Raw genomic sequence first — 21194 nt, 5'->3', positions numbered from 1 at the left:
GGCATCGTCGCTACGGCGACGGGGTCGCGGAGGCGTGGGCAAGCGCCGACGGCGTTCGGCTGCCGACGATTGCTGGTGCCTCGTGGATCAGTTCGTCGTTGGCAAGGGCGTGGATCATGAACAGCGCGAAGTCCACGCGGCGCGTGAGGTCGCTCTTGAGGATCGGGTCACCCGCGTGGCGGCTCCATACCGGCAGGCCCTGGCTGGCGCCCTCCTCCAGGCTGCTGCCGCGCACGACGGTCCATCGGGTGTCGCTGGCGAACACCCGCCGGCACGCCTCGACCTGGTCGTCGAGGTCCGCGAGGCGGGCGAGCTTCGCTAGCCGGGCGGCGAACACCAGGGCTTTGACCTTCCATGTGTACACGTCACGGCCGTCGCGCGTGATGTGCCATCCGCAGGAGAACACGAGGCGTGCGCCGGGCTCGGCATGGTCGAGCACCGCCTGGGCCGTTCCCGACGAGTAGTTGTCGGTCCCGGGCGGGACCAGCACGGTGAGCACGCCGTCGCAACCGGCGACCGCCCGCTTGATGACCTCGGGGTCGTTCGTCGCTCCCGGGATGATGGTGATGCGGCCGCTGAACCGATCGAGCTTCTTGACGCTTGCCTCGCGGCAGACGCCGACGACCTCGAAGCCGCGATCCAGCGCGTGCTGAATCATGTACTGTCCGAGCTTCCCCGACGCCCCGACGACGCAGACCTTGTTCATCGGGTCGACGCCAGTGCAGGCGCCGCGAATGCTGTCGCGGGCGACGGTGATCTGAATCCCTTGGCGATCAGCCAGATCGGCAGGAACACCGCCTCGAACAGCCCACCGGGGGCCAGCAGCGCGAGCCCGGTTCCTTCGTTCATGTTGAGCATGCCGAGGAGGTCGAGCGGCACTCCCAGGGTGAGCAGCGTGTATCCGGCAAGGCCGAGCACCGCGATGGGCCGGGGAACCAGCCGGGAGACGAAGAGCAGGTAGGTGAGGATCACGCCGCCGAAGCCGGTCGGAATGTAGACCCACAGCATGTGGTTCGGGACCACATGCGACTGCGTCAGGAGGTAGACGCCGCATCCGGCGGAGACGGCGCACTCGACGATTCTCAGTGCCGTGTACCAGAACGCCAGTCGCTGGTTGACGGGCTTCAAGACCTGGTACATCAGCAGGCCGATGCCGACGACCGCCACGCCGGAACACATCATGAGCAGCACGCCGACCGTCAGCGGTGATCTTGCGGTGTCACCGTTCAGGAATGCTTCGATCAGTGAGGTGCCTACCATGGCGGTGACCATCTGGACGATGAACAGAATGCCTACGGTGACCGCGATCATCCTTCTTGACATGACTCTCCTTGGTTGAGTACCCGGTGCGCCGGCCGCGTCCCTGACACTAGGAAGCAGCGGTGCCCGCCACGATGGGGTAGGCAGCACGGAGAGCGGGGGTTAGCACACCTGCGCGTGGGTGCTGGCACCACCGCGGTCGCTACAGTCGAGGTCGTGGCCCTTCGAGTGATCTTCGCCGACGACAACTACCTGGTTCGCGAGGGTGTTTCGGCGCTGCTGGCGGAGGCCGAGGGCGTCGATGTGGTGGCCACCGCGACCGACCTGGGGTCGCTGATCGCATCGGTGGCCGAGCACTCGCCGGACGTGGTGCTGACTGACATTCGCATGCCCCCGACCGGCACGAACGAGGGCATCCGGGCCGCGAAGCGGATCCGTTCCGAGCATCCGGGTGTCGGCGTCGTCGTGCTTTCGCAGTACGTCGAGGAGGACTACGTTTTCGAGCTGCTGGCCGACGGCGTGGCCGGAATGGGCTACCTGCTCAAGGAGCGCGTGACCGAGCTCGATGAGCTCGTTCGTGCGCTGCGGGAGGTGGCCCGTGGCGGGTCGGTGCTCGACCCGCAGGTGGTCGAGGCGCTGCTCGCGCGCAGGGCCGGCGACGGTCCGCTGCTGGGGCTGACGACGCGGGAGCACGAGGTCCTGCGGGAGATGGCGGCTGGCCGGAACAACGCGGCGATCGCGAAGTCGTTGTTCATGAGCGACCGCGCCGTCGAGAAGCACATCGGGTCGGTATTTCAGAAGCTGGGCCTGGTCGACGAACACGAGGTGAACCGGCGGGTGATGGCGGTCCTTGCCTACTTGGAGGCCACCGGCTCCGGCCGATGACCGAAGGGCGCACACTGACCACATGCAGACCCGTCGCGTGATCGGTTGGCTGCGGCGCGGCGGGCAGGGTCGGCTGGTGGTGACGGTCGGCCTGGCCGGGTTCGTGGTCGCGGTCTATGTGACCGTCGTGCTCGGCGGCGGGGCGCTCGTCGGCCGGACGGACTCACCCAGCCCGTACCTGGCGGTGTTGGCGACCGCCGCGGTGGCGCTGTTGTTCGCCCCTGTCACGGCCGCTCTCGAACGGGTCGCGACCAGGATGGGATACGGCGGGGTGGCTACGCCGTACGATGTTTTGCGTCGATTCTCGGAATCGGTCACGGACGGCGACCCGGCCGGAGCGCTTCCCGCGCGCATGTCGATGCTGCTCGCTCAGGGCACCGGGGCCGCGTGGGCGCAGGTGTGGCTGATGGTTTCGGGCCAGCTGAACCTGGCGGCCACTTGGCCCGCGAACGCCGAGGAGGACCGGACCGCCCCGTCCGTTGAACCCGGCGGGGTGGACGTCGGGGCAGTGGGCCGGCGCTCCCTGACCGTGCGGCACGGTGGCCGGCTGCTGGGGGTGCTCCGGCTCCAGGAGCGACCCGGCTTGGCACTCACCGCGGTCGAGGAGCGGCTGTTCGCCGGGCTGGCGGCGCAGGCCGGGCTGGTGCTGCGGATGGTGGGTTTGCGGGCCGAGCTCGAGGTCCGCCGCGTGGAGCTGATGGCGCAGGCGGACGAGCTGCAGGTGTCCCGGCAGCGGCTGATCAGGACGCAGGACGCCGAGCGGCGTCGCCTGGAGCGCGACATCCACGACGGCGCGCAGCAACACCTGGTGGCGTTGGCCGTCAGCCTGCGACTGGCGCAGCGGATGGCAGTTCGCTCCCCGGAACGCGCGGCGCGCGTGCTGGCCGAGCAGGCCGACGCGGCGGACGTCGCCATCGAGACCCTCTCCTCGCTGTCGCGCGGCATTTACCCGAGGCTGCTCTCGAGTGAAGGGCTGGTTGCGGCCCTGCTGTCCGCGGTCGGGACCAGTCCTGTCCCGGTCACCGTTGATGCGATCGGTGTCGGGCGTCTTCCGGCGGCGGTCGAAGCGGCGCTGTACTTCTGCTGCATGGAGGCGGTGCAGAACGCCGCTAAGCACTCAGGAGCGCGGAGTGTGTCGGTGCGGCTGGCGGCGAACCGGGACCGATGGCTGCTCATCGTCGAGGACGACGGGGGCGGTTTCGATCAGGCGCCAGCCGGTGCGGCGGGGACGGGAGCGGGGCTGGCCAACATGCGCGACCGGCTGGACGCGGTCGGCGGCACGGTCACCGTCGGATCGGTGCCCGGCTCGGGTACGACGGTCACCGCCGTGGTCCCGAGGGACAGGTGAGTTGAGGTGCGTGCCCGGATCGCCTGGGCTGTTCTCGGTCTGACCACGCTCGCCGGGATCCTGGACACCGTTTTCACGGCCGCTCACCGTTCGCTGCTGAGCGAGGCGACGTGGGCGGACCACGGATGGCCACTGGCGCCGTTGGCCGGTGTCGGCTGCGCGTTCATGGGTGCGCTCATCGTCTCGCGCCACCCGGGGCAGCTGCTCGGCTGGCTTCTGTCCGCGGCGAGCCTGCTCTCGGTGACACTCGCCGTTGACGCGTACAGCATGTGGGTTCTGGACGGTGACGGCCCCGGTTCGCAACGCTGGGCGCACGTGTCGGCCTGGGCGTCGCCTCTGCTGGGCTGGCCTGCCTTCACCGCGTTGATCATGATCTTCCTCTTCGCACCCGACGGCCACCTGCCGTCACCCAGGTGGCGCTGGGTGGTCTGGGTCACGATGGCCGGCCTCGGCCTGCATACGGTGGGCACGCTGACGATCGACCCCGGCGCTTTCGTGTACGGGGAGGACTACGGCAATCGCGGCATCTCGGAGCCGCTGATGACCGTCGGGGTCTTGCTCGTCGCGGCGGGCCTGGTCATCTCGGCCGTATCCATCGCGCTGCGCCTGCGAAAGGCCACCGACGACGTACGGCGGCAGTTGCTGTGGATCGCCTCGTCCGCCGCTTTCCTGGCGTTCGGTGTCGTGGTCGTGCTCGTGGTCCCGCGCATCCAGGGGGCGGAGGGCACCTGGCTGGCCGGGCTGCCGCTGCGGCTTGCGCTACTCGCGGTCCCGGTCTGCGTCGCGGTCGCGGTGCTGCGGCACCGCCTGCTCCAGATCGACCTCATCGTCAACCGGGCCCTGTTGCTCGCCTTCGCCACCGGGCTGGTCGCCGTCGGTTACGTGCTTGTTGTCGTGGTGGTGGGCCTTGCGGTCGGCGGTGGCACCGGCGGCTTCTGGCCCTCGCTGCTCGCGACAGCCCTGGTGGCGTTGATCTTCCAGCCGCTACGGCGGCGCGTGGTGCGGCTCGCCGACCGATTGGCCTTCGGCGCGGCGGCTGCCCCCTATGAGGCACTCGCCGACTTCAGCCGCCGCCTCGGCGACCGCCCCGACCCGGCGGACCTGTTGCCGGCCGTGGCCGACGCGGCCGCGCGCGCGGTCGCAGCGAGCCGGGTCATCGTTGTGCTCCACGTCGAGGCCGGTCCCGACCGGACGGTGGCATGGCCGCTGTCCAGCCCGGACGACCCGCCGCCCGTCGGCGTCGCGCTGCCGGTGATCGACCATGGGGAACGGCTGGGAAGCATCACCGTCGACATGCGGACCGGCCGCCCGCTGCAGGCCAGGGAACACCGGCTGCTGGCCGACCTGGCGGACCAGGCCGGTCTGGCATTCCGCAACGCCCGGCTGACCGCCGAACTGTCGGGGCAGGTGGCGCAACTCGGCCATCGCACCGACGAGCTGGCCGAGTCCCGCCGTCGGCTGATCAGCGCCGGCGACGCCGAACGGAGCCGGCTCGAACGTGCGATCGCCCGGCAGGTCATCCGGCACCTCGCCCCACTTCCGGACCGGCTGCGCCAGCTGTCCGGCCCCGGCCACCGGGCCACGGTCCCGGTGGACGCTGCGCTGCTCGGGCCTCTGGTCGAGACCGTGAACACCGCCCTTGCGGAGTTGCGGGAGATCACCCGGGGAGTGTTCCCGGCCCAGCTCGCCCGCTCCGGTCTCGCGACAGCGCTGGCGTCGCTGCTCGGCCGCACCGGCAGCACCGGGCGGCTCGTCGTGGAGACCCCCGCCGCCGGCCGACGCTTCGACCCCCGGATCGAAGCCGCGGCGTACTTCTGCGTGGCCGAGGCAATGCGCAACCTCGACGGCCCGATCGTGGTGGTGCTGGACGCTCCCGACGACCAACTATCCCTCGTCGTGAGCGGCAGTGACCATGGCGGCCTGCCACAGGACCACATGCGCGACCGGGTCGAGGCGGCCGGCGGCTCGGTCTCCATCAGTGGGGAACATGGACAGACCGTCATCGAGGTCCGCGCGCCGGCGACGCATCAGCGCGCAGCGGCGGACCACGCCTCCTGAAGCTGGTCCGGCCCGAACGCCGACTTGGTCACATAGGCCGAGGCCCCGGACTCGGCGACGAAATCCTCGCCGGCGTCCTCGTCGTAGGTGGACAGCAGCAACACCACCGGCGGGTGGTCGCGCCCGAGCAACCGCCGGGTGGCCTCCAGCCCGTCGATGCCCGGCAGGTTCACGTCCATCAGCACGAGGTCCGGCAACAGTTCGGCGGCGACGACCAGGGACTCCTCCCCGGACGACGCCGCGCCGACGACCTCGAAACCGGGAGTCTCCCGGACGACGGACGCCATGGCGCGCAGGAACGCCGCCTGGTCGTCGACCACCAGCACCCGGACAACAGCCACCGCGAAACACCTCCGAGCCGATTCTGCCGACCCGGGAGGCCGGACGGGAGGGGGCCAGCCGCACGGCAACAGGTGGGCAGGCACCGTACGGGAGTACCGAGCACGGCTCGCGACGAATAATGCGCGGAGCGGACTGTACGGGTCCGTTGCGTTGAGCGTTCCCACGTCAGGCAGCCTTGAACGATGAAGTAATCGAGCCGTCGGCGTCCGTCCCTGCCACCTCGGTCGGCGTTCGCCGGATTCCGGTTCCCGCCCGACGTCATCGTGGTCGCGGTCCGGCTCTACCTGCGGTACGACCTGTCCTACCGCGACGTCGAGGAGTTGCTGCTTGAGCGTGGTGTCGAGGTCGACCACGTCACCGTCTTCCGCTGGGTGCAACGCTTCACCCCGCTGCTGGCCGACGCGGCCCGGTTCTGCCGGCACGCACCCGGTGACAGGTGGTATGTCGACGAGACGTACGTGAAGGTCAGCGGTGTTTGGCGGTACGTGTACCGGGCCGTCGACCAGGGCGGCCAGGTCATCGACGTCCTCGTCTCCGCCCGCCGCGACGCGGCCGCGGCACGCCGGTTCCTTCGCAGGTCGATGACCATGTTGAAGGTGCGACCCACCGAGGTGGTCACTGACGCGGCACCGGTGTACCCGGCGGTCCTCGATGAACTGGTTCCCTCGGCGTGGCACCACGTCGAACGGCATGCCAACAACCGGATCGAGGCCTACCACAGCCAACTCAAGCACCGGCTCAGACCGATGCGCGGCCTACGAACCGACCGGACCGCACAGACCGTCATCGCCGGACACGCCTTCATGCAGAACCTACGCCGCGGCCACTACGAACTCGGACTCGACGCCCCACGCGGGCTCCGCGTCGCCGCGGCGTTCACCGAGCTCGCTACCGCCATCTGAAGACCGGCAACACGCGCTCACACGCGCCCCTACGGTCTCCAAACGCAACAGCGCCCGCCGGGCTGTTTCGGGCGGGATGCCTTGGCGTGGTGACGTCGGAGCAGGTCGCGGTGCCAGCGCAGGACGGTGCCAGGGGAGACGATCAGGTGTAGCTGGCGCAGCGTCGGTCTTGGTAGCCGGTGCAGAAGGGCGGCAAGGAACGCCCGGTCGGGCGGGGTGAGGCGAGGTTTGTCGATCTGACGCTGCAGCATGGCGACTTGGTGGCGCAGCGTAAGAATCTCGACGTTCTTGTCCACGCGGGCTCCCGACCTGCCGGCCCGGGGCACTTCAGGCCAGGCAGGTTCTCCGGGGGTGGGGCCGCTGGCACGGCGGAGGCGGCGCTCGTAGCGTCGGAGGTCCCTTGTCGGAGAGGACCGTCTTCATGCCGGGCAGCAGGCTTCGCGTCGACCCCATGGCACCGTCGGACGGGTCGCACCGTGGCGGGCTGCATCCCGTGACGGCGCTGCTGGAAGAGACAGTTCGGCACTTCGCCGACCTCGGGTTCTCTCCCCGCGAGGCGCCGGAGCTGGAGGACGCCTGGTTCACGTTTGACCTGCTCGGTGTCCCCGCCGACCATCCGACCCGCACATCGGCCCGGACGTTCTACACCGTCGACGGGGCGCTCCTGCGCAGCCACATGACCTCGTCCGCCCTCCGCGTCCTGCGCGGTGGAACGGGCGCGAGGCGATTCACGGTCGCCGGCGCGTGCCATCGCAACGCGGTGCCGTCGGCGCGGATCGTTCACCAGTTCCACCAGGTGGAGGCCGTTGCGGTCGGTCCCGCGGTGCGGATCAGCGATCTCACCGGCCTGGTGCTCGGCTATGTCGCCGCGGCGCTCGGTAGCGGCGTGGAGGCGCGGCTACGGTTCCGTTCGTTGCCGTACGTCTCCCCCGGACTCGCAGTCGACGTGCCGTGCACCGCGTGCCGGACGGTGGGCTGCGAGCTGTGCCGGGGGAGCGGACAAGTCGAGGTCATCGGCGGCGGCCTGCTGACTGCGGCCGTCCTGCGAGCCGCGGGCCTGCCACCTCAGTTGCGCGCCGTGGCGTTGGCCGTGTCCCTGGAACGGGTCCTGGCGGTCCGCCACGGGCTCGGTGACATCCGGCACTTCCTGCGCAACGACCCGCGTGTGCTCAACCAGTTCCGCTGAGGAGACGCCCGTGCCGCGTGTCGTTCTGTCCTGGCTCAACGACTTTCTCGCCCGGCCGGTGACCGCCGCTGACGCCGACCGGTATCTCGGAGAGGCGGGCATCGCGGTCACCCGGGTCTCGTCGCCGGGCGCCGGTGACCCCCGCGTGGTCGTGGGGCGCGTCGAGGCGCAACCGCCCGAATCGGACTGCTGCGTGACGGCGTCGGTACCGACACCGGAGCGCGTCAGCGCGCCGGCCGGCCCGCCGCCCCCCGGCACCCTTGTCGCGGTGGCGCTGCCCGGCGCCCAGCTGTTCGACCCGCGAGGGCGGCAGGGCGTGCGGCGGATCGATCGCTCGCGCCACGACCCGTCGCCGGTCGGCCTGATCTGCACCGCCGCCGACCTCGGCCTCGGCCACGACAGCGGACCGTACACGCTGCCGGACGGTTCCCGGCCCGGTACTCCGGTCGCGCAGGTACTGCCGCCGGGTCCACGGGCCGAGGTGCTGCAGGTCACCGTGCCGGACACCTTCGTCCACGCGGCCGGGCTGTGGGGTCTCGCCGGTGAGCTCGCGCCGCGCGCCGGCACCGCACGCGTCACCCCGCGTTCCGACGGCACCGCCGCACCGCCGGACGGGCTCGCGGTCGATCGTCCAGGTTGGACGGTGAGCGCTTCGGTCGTCGCGCACGACGGCCCGTCGCCGGCGCTGGAGCGGATCCGGCCGCAAGCCACGCTCGCGGGGCTCTGGAGCAACGACGCTCTTGGGGACGCCCTGAACGTCACCGCGTTCGAGTATGGTGTGCGGCTGGCCGCCTTTCCGGCCGGCGACGCCGGCGTGCGGGCGGTGGTCGGAGGATCGGCGCTCGCCGCCGCCCCGGCCGCGGAGCTGGGCTGGCCGGTCGAACTGCCCGTGGCCGTCGAAGGTGCCCGGGACCCGGCGAGTCGACTGCTCGTCCTGGCCGCGGCCCCGACCGAGGCCGCCGACGGCGGGGCGCGATGCCGGGCAGCGGTCCAACGGCTGGCTGAACTGCTGTCCCCGTGCCGCACCGGACCGGTCGGGTCGATCCCCGTCACGGCCACCGGTCCCGCATCGCCTCCTATCCGCGTCCACATCGGACTGTCCGAGATCGCCGACGTCGTCGGCGTTGCGCTGCGCCCGGCCGAGATCGCTGGGCTCTTGGCCCGGATCGGCGCCCTGGTCGAGCCGCTCGCCGGCGGGTGGCTGTCCGTCGCCATCCCGGCGTCACGGTCCGACCTGACGGCCGGCGCGGAGTTGATGGCCGAGATCGTGCGGCTGCTCGGCTTCCGGCGGTTGCCGCCGACGGTGCCGGCCGATCCCGTCGTCGTCGACCGGGACACGCGCCGGGCGCGGCGGGAACGGGCCCGGGCGGCCGTGGTGGCGAGCGGATACCAAGAGCTCGTCACTCCGCTCGCGGTCGACGCCCGCCCGGGCCGGCCGAACGACGCGGGCCGGGAGCTGCTGCGCCGTCGGCGTCAACGGGGCGCCGCGCGTGCTGCGGCGCCGCCTGGTGCCCGGGCTGGAGTCCGTCGCGGCCGCTGGAGCGCCGACGCGGCCGGACCGCGCCGTGTTCGAACTCGGCACCGTGGTGCGACCAGGCGGTGAAGGCGTCGCGCTCGCGGTGTTGCGGACGGTGGGCGGCAAGGGCACCACCGATGAAACGGTCGGCCACCGGTTCGCCGAGGTCGCCGCGACCGTCTCGGCGGCACTGGCGGCCGCCGGCCGGCCCGACTGCGAGATCACCCTGAGCCCCGACCCGCATGCGGAGGACGAGATACGCGCCCTCGTCACCGTTGCCGGCCGGTCGGTCGGTCACCTGGCCGTCCACGGGCTCACCGGCACCGCGGCCGGGCAGCGGGCGGTATCCGCGGAGATCGCCCTGGACACGGTCCTGGAGCTGCCGGAGTGCCGGCCCGAGGTGGCAGCGCCGCTCGGCCGGCCGGCCGTACGCCTCGACATCGGTCTCGTCGTGCCGGACACGGTGCACACCGCCGACGTTCTGCGAGCGTTGCGCGCATGTGGGCCCCTGCTGCTGTCCGGGCACGTGGCCGACGTCTACCTCGGCACCGGCGTGCCCGACGGCCACCGCGCCGTCACCGTACGGCTGGAGTTCGGCTCGCCCTGGCGGACCCTCACCACCGACGAGGCTCGGCGGGCCTGCGCCGAGGGCGTCGCCGCCGCCGAACGGCTGGGCGTCCGGCGCCGGTGATCGGCCCGGCGAACGAACGGCCAGACGCGTGGCCGGCCCGGCGGCGAACAAGCGGCCAAGCAACTAGTGCGGCCGCGCAGGGCGTCGTCGGCCCGCCTCGGCCGTCCTAGCATCGACGTACCACCGCAAAACCGGAGTTCGACATCGACTGCTCGCATTCACCGGCACAGCGCCGAAGACGCCTCCGCCGGTGATGCCGCGCGCCCGCATACGGGCAGCTTTCCGCCACGGAATGGAATGAGGGAACCGAATGGACGTGTGGGACGCGCAGACCTACGGCAGCCGGTGGCACGAGATCTACGATGGATTGCCCTGGCCTGAGCCCACGGCGGCGGTCGACTTCCTGGCGAAGCTCGCCGCTGACGGCCCGGCGCTGGAGCTGGCGATCGGCACCGGCCGCGTCGCGATTCCGCTGGTGCAGCGGGGCGTCGAGGTGCACGGACTGGACACGTCGCCGGAGATGGTGGCCCAGCTGCGGGCAAAGGACGGCGGCGCCGACATCCCGGTGCGGACGGCCGACATCGCGGCGTTCACCGTGGAGGGCGAATACGCCCTCGCATTCCTGGTGCTCAATACGCTGTACGCGTTGCAAACCCAGGAGGAGCAGCTCAGCTGCTTCCGCAGTGTGGCCGCCGCCCTGTGCCCGGGCGGGCACTTCGTCGTCGAGGCGTTCATGCCCGACCCGACCCGCTTCCGGCGTAATTCATGGACCCAGGTGCACCAGGTCGGCCTCGACCACGTGCTGATCGAAGCCGATCAGCACGACCCGTCGACGCAACGGATCCTGGAGCAGCACATCCACTTCCGGCAGGGCAAGGCGGAGCTGTTCCCGGCCTTCCTGCGCTACACCTGGCCGTCCGAGATGGACCTGATGGCGCGGCTGGCCGGCCTCGAACCGATCGAGCGCTTCGGCGGATGGGCCGGCGAACCGTTCACCGCGCAGTCCGGCAACGTCGTGTCGGTGTTCCGCCGACCCGAGTCGTGATGAACGACGACCTGCTCGACGCCGTGGTGGTCGGTGGCGGCCCGGCCGGCTTGTTCGCCGCGTGGCGGCTCGCCGTCGGCGGTGCCCGGGTCGCACTGGTCGAGGCCGGCGGTGGGATGCGCCAGAGCCTGTGCCCCCGGGTGACCGCCCGGGTGCGGGGCCAGACGGTACGGCCGGCCGAGAAGTTCCGGCTGCAGTGCGAACGCTGCGACTGCCTGACCGGACTCGGCGGTGCGGCGTTCCACTTCGACACCAACCTCGGCTACGTGCAGGGTCTGTCCCGATCGAAGATCGAGACGGACGGCCACGGTGGAGTCCGGTCGTACAGCGGGCTGGAGCGCGTCTTCGGTGACTTCGCCCGGGCCGCGCGAGCGGTCGACGACGTGTACCGGCTGATGTACGGGTTCGGGCTGCCCCGCGTCGGCGGCACGGCACTTCGAGCCGAACAGCAAGCCGTGCCCGCGACGGCGCCGTTCGCGCTCGCCGACCAGGCCGCGTCGCAGGCCATCACCGTCGACGACGCGCTCGGCATGGTCGACGCGCTGACCCGCGAGGCGGTTGACCACGGCATGCGCCTGTACCTCGGCCGGCGGGTGGACGACGTCACGGACGCACCGCAGGGCTTCACGGTGCGCCTGGCCGACGGCTCGGGCGCGCTGACGACCCGTTCGGTCGTGCTCGCCGTCGGCAAGCTCGGCCTGGACTGGCTGCGTCCGCTCCTGCAGCGCCTCGGCGTCGCGCACCGGCCCAGCCGGAAGGTCGACGTCGGGGTGCGCCTGGAGACCGACCGCGACATCGCCGCCCCGCTCACCGCGTCGTGCCACAACCCGAAGCTGACCTTCATCAACGAGCGGGACGAGCCGGTACGGACGTTCTGCGTCTGCGAGGGCGGGCGGATCATGCAGTACGAGTTCGCCGGCACCGTGGTGCTGGACGGCCAGCACTGCCTGACGTCGCCGACGCAGCGGACCAACTTCGGCATCGTCAGCACCGTCGCGGTGCCGGAGACGCAGGACGGCACGGACCACGGGATCGACTTCGCCCGCCGCGTCAACATGGCGGGCGCCGGGCTTCCGGTTGTTCAACCGCTCGTGGAGCTGCTCGGCCGGGGCCGCGTGGACGCCCCGGTGCACAGCAGCCTGATCCGGGCGGCGTACACCGACCTTGCCGCGGCGCTCGGCCCCCAGCGGGTCGCCGACATCGAGGGCATGGTGGACCGGCTCGCCGCGATCCTCCCGGACATCGTCGGCCCGCGGACCGTCGTCGCCGCACCCGTGGTCGAGAAGGTGTACCCGGAGATCGAGCTCTCCGCCGACATGGCCAGCAACCGGCCGGGCCTGTACTTCGCCGGCGACTGCTCGTCGAAGATCATCGGTGTGACGTACGGCGCCGCGACCGGCCTGGCCGCGGCCGACGCGATCCTGCGGGGCTGAGGAGAGTCGTGCTCGAGCTACCCACCAGGATCCCCGACCGCGCCGCGCCGCTGGCCCGCCGACGGTGGACCGCCGCCGGCTGGACCGCGCTGTGTGACACCGGCGAGGCGCCGGACCGCCTGCTGCGCGGGCTGCTCGCGGTCCAGTTCGAACGGTACGGGGCCGGCGCGTCGGTGCGTGCCGGCGCGGAAGCCGCGCGGCTGCTCGCCGCCGACGCCGGGACGCTGCGCTGGGCCGACCTCCTGAGGGCCGTCGACGGCCTGTCCGACGGGCCGGCCGACGCTCCATCAGTCGTGGTCGGCATCGAGGCGACCGAATCCGCTGGCGCAGACCTGATGTTCACCGCGGCACACGCAGAGGTCGAGGTCGCGTTCCGCCCGGCGGCCTATCCACCGGGCACGGTCGAGCGGATCCTCGACCACCTCGAGCGGCTCGCGGCGCAACTGGCCGACGACCCCGACCTACCGCTGTCCGCGCTGGACCTGCTCACCCCGCAGGACCGTGCGGTGAACGGCGGCACCCCGGCGGAACTCCCCGACCACCCGCCGGTGACCCTGCACCAGCTCGTGTCGCTGCAGACGTGGCGAACGCCCGACGCCGAGGCCATCCGGCACGGCACCGCGAGTATGACCTATCGCCAGCTGGAGATCGCCGCGAACCAGCTCGCCCACCGACTGACCGCCCACGTCCCGCCCGGCGGCGTCGTGGCCGTGGCGGGTGAACGCCGCATCGGACTGTTCGTGGCGCTGCTGGCCACGCTGAAGGCAGGTGGGGTGTTCCTCTACCTCGACCCGGACCAGCCGGCCGCACGGCTCGCGGAGTTCCTCGACCTCAGCGACGCCCGGCTGGTGCTGCGCGGCCCCGGTGCGGTCCTGCCCGCCACCGCGCTGCCGGTCGTGGAATTCGATGCGCTGCCCGCCCCGGACCCGTCGATGCCGCGCACCGCACCCAACGTGGTGGTCGGCCCGGAGGATCCGGCGTACGTGCTGTTCACGTCCGGGTCGACCGGCGTGCCCAAGGGCGTGCTGCGCTCCCACCGGCTGCACACCTCCACGATCCTGTTGCAGAGTGGGCTCTACGGCTTCGGATCGGCGGACCGGCACCTGCTCAAGCTCGTGATCAGCGCTCGTGAACTGTTCCTGCCGCTGACGACCGGCGGCACCGCGGTGGTGGCGGATCAGGGCGGCGAGCGCGACGATCGCTACCTGGTGGAGCTGATTCGGCGCGAGCGGATCTCGGTGATCAGCTTCGTGCCGTCGATGCTACGCGTGCTGTCGGCGAACGCAGGCTTCGCCGCCTGTGCCGACCTGCGGCAGATCTTCGTGGGCGGCGAGGCCCTGCCGCCCGACCTCGAGGAGAGCCTGCGCGCCATGGGGTACGGCGTCGACAACGCCTACGTGCTCACCGAGGCCGACCACGTCGCCAGCCGCGGCGAGCCGGTTCCGGGCGGCGGGTCGGGCGCATCGGTGCTCGGCGAGCCTCGCAACGCCCGCGTCTATCTGTGCGACGACCGGGGCCGGCTGGTGCCGCCGGGCGTCGTCGGCGAGATCCTCGTCGGAGGCCCGGGCCTCGCGTCCGGCTACGTCGGTGACCCGGTCCGCACCGCGGAGCGGTTCATCGCCAACCCGTTCGGCGATCCACAGGCGCCGATCGTGTTCCGCACCGGAGATCTGGCCCGGCACCGCCCCGACGGCCTGCTGGAGTACCACGGACGACGCGACCTGCAGATCAAGGTCCGGGGTCAGCGGGTCGAGCCGACCGACGTCGAGCATCACCTGCGGGAGCACCCGGGCGTGCACGACGTCGCCGTCGTCGGATACCCGGACGCCGAGCAGGGCGGCATGGTCGTGGCGTTCCTCGTGCCCGTCGACGGGGCCACCCCGGACGACCACGACCTGCGCCGGTTCCTGCGGCAGCGGCTGCCGGAGTACATGGTGCCCCGCTACCTCGTCCGGCTGGCCCGGCTGCCCCAGCTGCCCAGCGGCAAGGTCGACCGGCAGGCGCTACGCGCGCCGGCGGCGGCTCGCCCGGAAGACCTCGGCCCGCCCGCCCCGCCCGGCACCGAGACCCAGCGCCGGGTACGCGAGCTTTGGCAGCGGGTCCTGCATGCCGGGCCGGTCGGCATTGACGACGACTTCACCCAGCTCGGCGGCGACTCCCTGCGTGTGCTGGTGTTGCGCTCCGCCATCGAGGACGAGTTCGGCACCACCGTCGAGCTGGCCCTGCTCCTCGGCGCGTCGACCATCCGGGCCCAGGCCGAACTGCTGACCGGTGGTTCCGTCACCGCGGCTCCCGCGCCGGCCGTCACACCACCCGGCGGCGGGTCGCGTGCACTCGCCGCGGCCGAGCGGCAACGGCGTGGCGCGCTGCGGGGCGCGCAGGCCGCCCGCCGTTCCAGTAGCTCATGAAACCGTTGCTCAGCTGAAGGGGCATCTGCCGATGGAAGCGTTCACCGACCGCTGGGTCGCCGGGTTCTCGTCGCTGTACGAGACAGAGCGGCTCGGCACGATCTCCTGGGTGACCACCTCGGTCAGCCCGGCTCTGCAGCAACTCGTCATCGACCAGACCATCCCGCGCGGTGCCCGGGTCATAGACCTGGCCTGCGGGCCCGGCGTCCACGCCACGTTCCTCGCCGCGCACGGGATGCGAGTCACCGGTGTCGACAGGTCCGCCGCGGCGCTGGAGAAGGCCCGGGCGCTGGCCGGCCTCTACGGCGTGGAGGCGGACTTCATCAGCGGCGACATCCTTGCCGTACCGCTACCCGACGCCGGCGCCGACGTGGTCCACGACTCGTTCGTCTACCACAACGTGCGCCCGGACGCACGGCGGCTCTACGCCGCCGAGGCCGCGCGGCTGCTGTCACCCGGTGGCCTGTTCGTCCTCGTCGGGTTCTCCGACCGGATGACGCCCGGCACCGGACCGATCCGGTTGACCTCCGACGACATTGTCCAGCCGCTGCTGCCGCACTTCGCGGTGGAGGAGCTGCGCCGGTTCCGCAACCTGCCGACCGAGAAACGACCCGACCAATGGCACTGGCTCGGCCTGTTCCGGAGGCGGTGATGGCCGTCGGGGCCGGGCGTTTCGCCGGCCGCCGGGTACTCGTCACCGGTGGCGGGCGGGGCATCGGCCGGGTTGTCGCGCTCGCGTTCGCCGCCGAAGGCGCGCGGGTCGCGGTGGCCAGCCGCAGCGCCGACCAGCTCGGCAAGGTCGCGCGGGAGATCGCCGAGCACGGCGTCGAGGCGCTCGCCGTGCCGTGCGACGTGTCCGACGTGGACCGTGTGCGGGACACCGTGTCGACGGTTCGGCAACGCTTCGGCGGCATCGACGTCCTTGTCAACTGCGCCGGCATCTTCGCGATGGGCCCGTCGGAGGAGGCTCCGGTCGATGCGTCGCGGGAACTCCTGGCCACAAACACGCTCGGCACCATGCTGATGTGCCAGGAGGTCGGGCGGCACATGCTGGCCGAGGGCGGCGGGCGCATCGTCAACATCGCCTCCCTGCTGTCGTTCACCGCGTTCCCGGGCCGGGCGATGTATGCGGCCAGCAAAGGCGCCGTGCTGCAGCTGACCAGGGTGCTCGGCGTGGAGTGGGCGGCCCGCGGTATCACCGTCAATGCGGTCGCTCCGGGCATGATCGCCGTCGAGACGCCGCACCCGGCCGTCCAGGCGGGCACGCTGGCCGAGGACGAGATCGTCGGCCGGATCCCGATGCGGCGCCGGGGGCGCCCGGAGGACATCAGCGGCCCGGTGCTGTTCCTGTGCTCCGCGGCCGCGGAGTACGTCACCGGCCAGACGCTCGTCGTCGACGGCGGCTGGCTGAGCTACGGCTACCTGTGAGCCAGGGCTTCGTAGGAGTGGAGACGACATGACGACCGACACGACGGCGCCCGCGAAACGCAGCCACGCGATCATCGGCTGCGGGCGGGTCGCGCCGAATCACGTCGACGGCTTCGGTCAGCTTTCCGGCTGGTCCGTGGACGTCGCCTGCGACCGCGACCCGGCCGTGGCGCGCTTCGCCGCGGCGCACGGCATCCCCCGCTGGACGCAGTCGGTGCGCGACGTGCTCGAGGACCCGAGCGTGGGCAGCGTCTCCATCGCCGTCGACCACGCCCAGCATGGGCCGCTCGTTCGCCAGGCACTGCAGGCCGGCAAGCACGTGCTCGTAGAGAAGCCGATCTGCCTCGACCGGCGGGAGGCCCGTGAACTGGTGGCCTTCGCCGCCGACCGCGGGCTGGTGCTGTCCACGGTGGCGCAGCACCGCTACGACCCGCTCGTCCTCGCCCTGCGGTCATGGGTGCGGGAGGGACTGCTCGGCGACCTCGTGTACGTCACCGCCAGCCTGCAGGCCCGCCGTACCAACGAGTACTACACCGGCAGCTACTGGCGGGGTCGGCGCACCGGCGAAGGGGGATCGGCGCTGATCAACCAGGGGTACCACTGCCTCGACGCCATCCGGTGGATCTGCGGCGACCTCACCGTGCGCGACGCCATGGCATCGGCCCGGTTCCTCGGCGACGCCCTGGAGACGGAGGACACGATCGTGGGTCTGCTCCAGGCGGCCGACGTGCCGGTGACCCTGCACGTCACCGTGGCCGGCCGGGTCGATTGGCGGACCCGGCTCGAAGTCGTGGGCGGCGACGGTACCGCGGTCATCGACCTCGACCACCCAGGCACGCTGCACCACTGCGCCGGCTCGGCGGACCTGCTGCGCCGCGCGGAGCTGGAGCGTGCGCGGTCGCACGAGGAAACGGCGCCGGGCATCGACTACTACGGCATCTCGCACCGGCGGCAGATCGCGGACTTCGGGCGGGCGGTGTCCACCGGCGCCGCCATGATGGTGCCGGCCGCCGCCGCCGCCGACACCCTGGACACCGTGCTCGACCTCTACGACCAGGCCTACGCGAGCCGCGTTCCGGCGGCGTGCTGAGCGTGGAGTCGTGGGGCTCGCGGTCGCGGCACGGCCTGCGACTACTGATGTCCGCCGTGCGCGCCGAACCGGTCAGCTTCGCCTGTGCGTTCGCCGGTAGCGCCGTCTACGCGACCACCACGGTGGCGACGGCGTGGCTGCTCGGCCGGTCCACCGACCAGCTGGTGCGGATCGCGGGCACCGGGACCTCAGCCGGTCTCGGCGCCATCGCCGGGTGGCTGCTGGCGGCAGCGGTACTGCAGGCGGCCGGCTTCGTGTGCCGCGAGTCGCTCTCCGCGGTCATGCGGTTCCGGCTGCAGGCGGACCTGCGCCGGCGCCTCGTGCGGCGGCTCGCCGCGCTGCCGCCGGCCTGGCACCGCGGGCGGTCCGCCGGGGACCTGCTGTCCATCGTAGACACCGACGTGGAGGTCACCTGGCAGGCCGTCCGGCAACTGCCGTCGGCGTGCAGCGCCCTGCTGATGCTCGCCGGCGGCCTGACCGCCATGTTCCTCACCCACCCGATGTTCGGCTGGGTCGGTGTGGCCCTGTTCGTGTGCTCCGTCGGGTTCAGCGTGGCCTACGAACAGCGAGCCGGGCCACGGATCGCGTTCCAGCAGACGGTGCGGGGTGACCTCGCCGCCGTCGCGCTCGAGAGCTTCGAGGCGGCGCTGCTGGTGAAGGCCATGGGACGGCAGCGTACCGAGGGCGAAAGGTTCGGCGCGGCCGCGCAACGCCTGCGCCGGGCCGCCATGGCCGCCGGTCGGGTCCGGTCGGTTTTCGACCCCGTCATGGAGGCCCTGCCGAGCCTGAGCGTGCTGACGGTCGTCCTGGTGGGGGCGCACGGGGCCGCCGCCGGTGCGGTCCAGCCGGGTGACGTGGTCCGGGTTGCGTTCCTGGTCGCCCTGATCGCGCTGCCATTGGTGTCGCTCGGCTGGATCATCAGCGAGTTCCCGCTCAATGCCACCGCGCACGCACGGGTCATGACCGTGCTCGGCACGCCGGCTCCATCGGCGGGGACCGAGCCGGGGCCGGTCGCCGCGGGACCCGCCCGGGTCCGGCTCGACCGGGTCACGTTCCACCACGTCGACGCGCGGGAGCCGGCGCTGCGCGACGTCTCGCTCACCGCCGAGCCCGGCGGATGGCTGGCGCTCGTGGGACCGTCCGGCTCGGGCAAGTCCACCCTCTGCGGGCTGCTGGCCGGGCTCGGCGAGCCCGGCACGGGCACGGTCCGCGTCGACGGTGCCGAGCTCCATCGGACGGCGGAGGACTTCCGGACCCGGCGGATCTCACTGGTACCGCAGCAGCCGTTCTTGTTCCGGGACACGATCCGCGCCAACGTCCTGCTCGGCGCGGCCGCGCCCGAAGACGACATCTGGGCGGCCCTGCGGCTCGCGCAGGCCGACGAGTTCGTCGGAGCCCTGCCCGGCGGTCTCGACACGCTCGTCGGCGAGCGCGGGCACACCCTGTCCGGCGGGCAGCGGCAGCGGATCGCGCTGGCCCGCGCGCTGGTGCGCCGCCCGGGACTGCTGGTCCTCGACGACGCCACGTCGGCGGTCGACGCCCGCGTGGAGGCCGCGATCCTGGAAGGACTCGACACCTTGCGACCGGACCTGACCATCGTGTTCGCCGCCTCCAGCCTGCCTGCGATCCAACGTGCGGACGAGGTGGTGTACCTCGACCGCGGCACCGTCGTCGCTCGCGGTCCGCATCACGAGCTGCTGCGCCGCCGGACCGCCTACGCCGCGCTGATCTCGGCGTATCGCCGGGATCGCGACCGCTGCGCGGTCGACGTGGACCTGCCGCGGTGAACCGGGCCGCCACCACCGGCGGGGCTCTGAGCGTCCTCCGCCGCGCTTTCCGGCTGTCGCCGGCGTTGCACGCCGGGATCGTCACGACCTCGGTGCTCGGTCTGGTCGCCGCGGCCGGCCGAGTCGCGCTCCCCGTGGCGGTCCAGACGGCGCTGGATACCGTCACGGCCACCGACACGTCCGGCGCGGCCGACGTCGCCGGGCCGGTCCTTCTCGCCGCCGGCGCGGTGCTCGCCACGGCGACGTGCGCTTATCTGGTAAGTGTCCGCCTGTATCGCAGCAGCGAGGCCGGCCTGGCCGACGTCCGGACGCTCGTGTTCCGGCACATCCACGCCCTGCCGCTGGTCCGTCAGGAGCGCAAGCCGCGCGGCGCGCTGGTCGCCAGTGTCACCTCCGATGTGGACGTGGTAAGCGGCTTCTTGCAGTACAAGGGACTCATGCTCGCCTTGAGCGGATTGCAGCTGATCGCCACGACCGCGGTGATGGCCTGGTACGACTTGCGCCTCACCCTCGTCGTCTGGGCCTTCCAGCTACCGCTGATCGTGCTGCTCAGCCGGGCGCAGCGGGCCTTGGCCGCACGGTTCGGCCGCCTCCAGGAAAGCGTCGCCGGCCTGCTCGGTGTCGCGTCGGAGATGTTGGCGGGGGCGGAGGCGGTCCACGCCCACGCCGCGCAGCGCTATGTCACCGGCCGGGCCGACGCCGCCATCGACGCGGTGAGCTCCGCCCAGCTGCACGCCCAGTGGGGAACGGTACGCGCCCAAATCGTCGCCGAGATCGTCCCCGGCCTCATCACGGCGGCCCTCGTGCTGTACGGTGCCCGGCTCGTCGCCGGCGCCACGCTCACCGTCGGCGATCTCGCGGCGTTCCTGTTCTTGTCGGTGCTGCTCGTGACCCCGACCCGGTTGAGCGTCACCGCGCTCACCGAGGCGCAGCGCGCGCTGTCGGGCTGGCGCAGGCTCCTCGGGGTGCTGGACGAGCCGGCCGACGACGGGCCCAGCGACGGCGACGCGTCGTGCCTCGGCACCGCCGTCCTGGGGCCCGGGCCGGCCGAGATCCGTTTCGATCGCGTGACGTTCGCCTACCCGAGTGGCCGTCCGGTGCTGGACGACCTGTCGGTGACCCTGCCGGCCGGCGCGCGGGTGGCCGTGGTCGGCGAGACCGGCGCGGGCAAGACCACCTTCGCGAAGCTCGCCTGCGGGCTGCTCGAGCCCGCCGCCGGTCAGGTCAGCATCGGCGGCGTGCCGTTGCGGGAGCTGAGCCGGGACTCGCTGCGCCGGCGGATCGTCGTCGTCCCGCAGGAGGGGTACCTCTTCGACACCACCATTGCCGAGAACGTCCGCCTCGGGGCGCCGTCGCCGACCGACGACACGATCCGGCAGGCGTTCGCCGACCTCGGCCTGGCCGCCTGGCTGGCCGCGCTGCCGCTGGGCCTGGGCACGCCGACGGGGCCGCGCGGCGGGCTTCTCTCGGCCGGCGAACGGCAGTTGGTGGCACTGGCTCGCGCACACGCCGCCGAACCGTCCGTGCTGATTCTGGACGAGGCCACCTCGGCCGTCGATCCGGCCACCGAGGAACGCATCCAGCGGGCGCTGGACCGGCTGACGGCCGGCCGCACCGCGATCGTCGTGGCGCACCGCCTGGCGACCGCGCAGACCGCCGGCACGGTGCTGGTCTTCGCCGGCGGGCGGATCGTCGAGTCCGGCCCACCGGAAGCGCTGCTGCGCCGTGGCGGTGCGTACGCCGCCCTCCACGACGCGTGGGTCGCCCGCCCTCAATGAGTCCGCCGCGACGTCGGCGCAAGTTGCTGCCAGGCCTCTAGTCCCGCAACGGATCCGTGGCATCGCCACCGCGAAAGTCCTTACCGTCGAGGGTGTC

Annotated in this window: 19 protein-coding genes; 15 read left to right on the top strand and 4 right to left on the bottom strand. The window is 72.2% G+C overall.

Annotation, left to right across the window (positions count from 1 at the left end; all coding sequences use genetic code 11):
• Positions 1-10: 10 nt before the first annotated feature.
• Both OHA72_RS57325 and OHA72_RS57320 read right to left on the bottom strand, forming a co-directional pair.
• A complete protein-coding gene (locus OHA72_RS57325; RefSeq protein ID WP_327004515.1) occupies positions 11-706 on the bottom strand; it encodes an NAD(P)-dependent oxidoreductase in 696 nt (231 codons plus the stop codon).
• Positions 703-1311 (bottom strand): DUF4386 domain-containing protein, encoded by a 609-nt coding sequence (locus tag OHA72_RS57320; protein ID WP_327004514.1) that lies wholly within the window; start codon positions 1309-1311, stop codon positions 703-705. The genes OHA72_RS57325 and OHA72_RS57320 overlap by 4 nt, the downstream gene beginning before the upstream one ends.
• Positions 1312-1476: 165 nt before the next feature.
• On the opposite strand from OHA72_RS57320, the gene OHA72_RS57315 reads away from it, so the two are divergent.
• From OHA72_RS57315 to OHA72_RS57305, 3 genes are read left to right on the top strand one after another with little or no spacing between them, the layout of a single operon-like run.
• A complete protein-coding gene (locus tag OHA72_RS57315) occupies positions 1477-2145 on the top strand; it encodes a response regulator transcription factor (protein WP_327004513.1) in 669 nt (222 codons plus the stop codon).
• 22 nt (positions 2146-2167) lie between these two features.
• On the top strand, positions 2168-3493 hold the full coding sequence (locus tag OHA72_RS57310; RefSeq protein WP_327004512.1) for a sensor histidine kinase: 1326 nt from the start codon (positions 2168-2170) through the stop codon (positions 3491-3493).
• A 6-nt stretch (positions 3494-3499) separates the two neighbouring features.
• On the top strand, positions 3500-5551 hold the full coding sequence (locus OHA72_RS57305; RefSeq protein WP_327004511.1) for a GAF domain-containing sensor histidine kinase: 2052 nt from the start codon (positions 3500-3502) through the stop codon (positions 5549-5551).
• Here OHA72_RS57305 and OHA72_RS57300 read toward each other — a convergent pair.
• Entirely contained in the window at positions 5521-5892 is a 372-nt protein-coding gene (locus tag OHA72_RS57300) for a response regulator (protein ID WP_327004510.1), read from the bottom strand. The two genes, OHA72_RS57305 and OHA72_RS57300, sit on opposite strands and share 31 nt — an antisense overlap.
• A gap of 213 nt (positions 5893-6105) precedes the next feature.
• On the opposite strand from OHA72_RS57300, the gene OHA72_RS57295 reads away from it, so the two are divergent.
• Positions 6106-6795: an IS6 family transposase gene (locus tag OHA72_RS57295; protein ID WP_327011869.1), complete on the top strand. Its 690-nt coding sequence runs from the start codon at positions 6106-6108 to the stop codon at positions 6793-6795.
• Between the two features lie 29 nt (positions 6796-6824).
• On the opposite strand, the gene OHA72_RS57290 is transcribed toward OHA72_RS57295, so the two are convergent.
• A complete protein-coding gene (locus OHA72_RS57290; RefSeq protein ID WP_327004509.1) occupies positions 6825-7091 on the bottom strand; it encodes a hypothetical protein in 267 nt (88 codons plus the stop codon).
• A 104-nt stretch (positions 7092-7195) separates the two neighbouring features.
• Here OHA72_RS57290 and OHA72_RS57285 point away from each other — a divergent pair, with 104 nt between their 5' ends.
• The 11 genes from OHA72_RS57285 (at position 7196) to OHA72_RS57235 (ending at position 21097) form a co-directional block, all read left to right on the top strand.
• Positions 7196-7981 (top strand): tRNA ligase subunit PheS family protein, encoded by a 786-nt coding sequence (locus OHA72_RS57285; RefSeq protein WP_327004508.1) that lies wholly within the window; start codon positions 7196-7198, stop codon positions 7979-7981.
• Between the two features lie 10 nt (positions 7982-7991).
• Positions 7992-9584 carry a phenylalanine--tRNA ligase subunit beta gene (locus tag OHA72_RS57280; protein WP_327004507.1) on the top strand — a complete coding sequence of 531 codons (1593 nt, stop codon included), beginning with the start codon at positions 7992-7994 and terminating at the stop codon, positions 9582-9584.
• Positions 9547-10188, top strand: coding sequence for a phenylalanine--tRNA ligase subunit beta-related protein (locus OHA72_RS57275; protein ID WP_327004506.1), 642 nt, complete (start codon positions 9547-9549; stop codon positions 10186-10188). The genes OHA72_RS57280 and OHA72_RS57275 overlap by 38 nt, the downstream gene beginning before the upstream one ends.
• 250 nt (positions 10189-10438) lie before the next feature.
• Positions 10439-11173: a class I SAM-dependent DNA methyltransferase gene (locus OHA72_RS57270; RefSeq protein WP_327004505.1), complete on the top strand. Its 735-nt coding sequence runs from the start codon at positions 10439-10441 to the stop codon at positions 11171-11173.
• Complete coding sequence (locus OHA72_RS57265) at positions 11173-12606, top strand: FAD-binding protein (RefSeq protein ID WP_327004504.1); 1434 nt, start codon at positions 11173-11175, stop codon at positions 12604-12606. Before OHA72_RS57270 ends, OHA72_RS57265 begins: the two co-directional genes overlap by 1 nt.
• Positions 12607-12614: 8 nt before the next feature.
• Positions 12615-15014 (top strand): amino acid adenylation domain-containing protein, encoded by a 2400-nt coding sequence (locus tag OHA72_RS57260; RefSeq protein ID WP_327004503.1) that lies wholly within the window; start codon positions 12615-12617, stop codon positions 15012-15014.
• 31 nt (positions 15015-15045) lie between these two features.
• Complete coding sequence (locus OHA72_RS57255; RefSeq protein ID WP_327004502.1) at positions 15046-15666, top strand: class I SAM-dependent methyltransferase; 621 nt, start codon at positions 15046-15048, stop codon at positions 15664-15666.
• Positions 15666-16442, top strand: a complete 777-nt coding sequence (locus OHA72_RS57250) for an SDR family NAD(P)-dependent oxidoreductase (RefSeq protein WP_327004501.1) — start codon at positions 15666-15668, stop codon at positions 16440-16442. The genes OHA72_RS57255 and OHA72_RS57250 overlap by 1 nt, the downstream gene beginning before the upstream one ends.
• A 28-nt stretch (positions 16443-16470) precedes the next feature.
• The gene (locus OHA72_RS57245; RefSeq protein ID WP_327004500.1) at positions 16471-17532 is read left to right on the top strand and encodes a Gfo/Idh/MocA family protein; all 1062 of its coding nucleotides are present in this window, start codon (positions 16471-16473) and stop codon (positions 17530-17532) included.
• 47 nt (positions 17533-17579) lie between these two features.
• Entirely contained in the window at positions 17580-19319 is a 1740-nt protein-coding gene (locus tag OHA72_RS57240) for an ABC transporter ATP-binding protein (protein WP_327004499.1), read from the top strand.
• Positions 19316-21097 carry an ABC transporter ATP-binding protein gene (locus OHA72_RS57235; protein WP_327004498.1) on the top strand — a complete coding sequence of 594 codons (1782 nt, stop codon included), beginning with the start codon at positions 19316-19318 and terminating at the stop codon, positions 21095-21097. The genes OHA72_RS57240 and OHA72_RS57235 overlap by 4 nt, the downstream gene beginning before the upstream one ends.
• Positions 21098-21194 lie beyond the last annotated feature (97 nt).

It is taken from the genome of Dactylosporangium sp. NBC_01737 (genome assembly GCF_035963215.1).
GTDB lineage: Bacteria > Actinomycetota > Actinomycetes > Mycobacteriales > Micromonosporaceae > Dactylosporangium.
The sequence above is the reverse complement of the archived record's forward strand: the minus strand, read 5'-3'. Positions and strand labels throughout refer to the sequence as shown.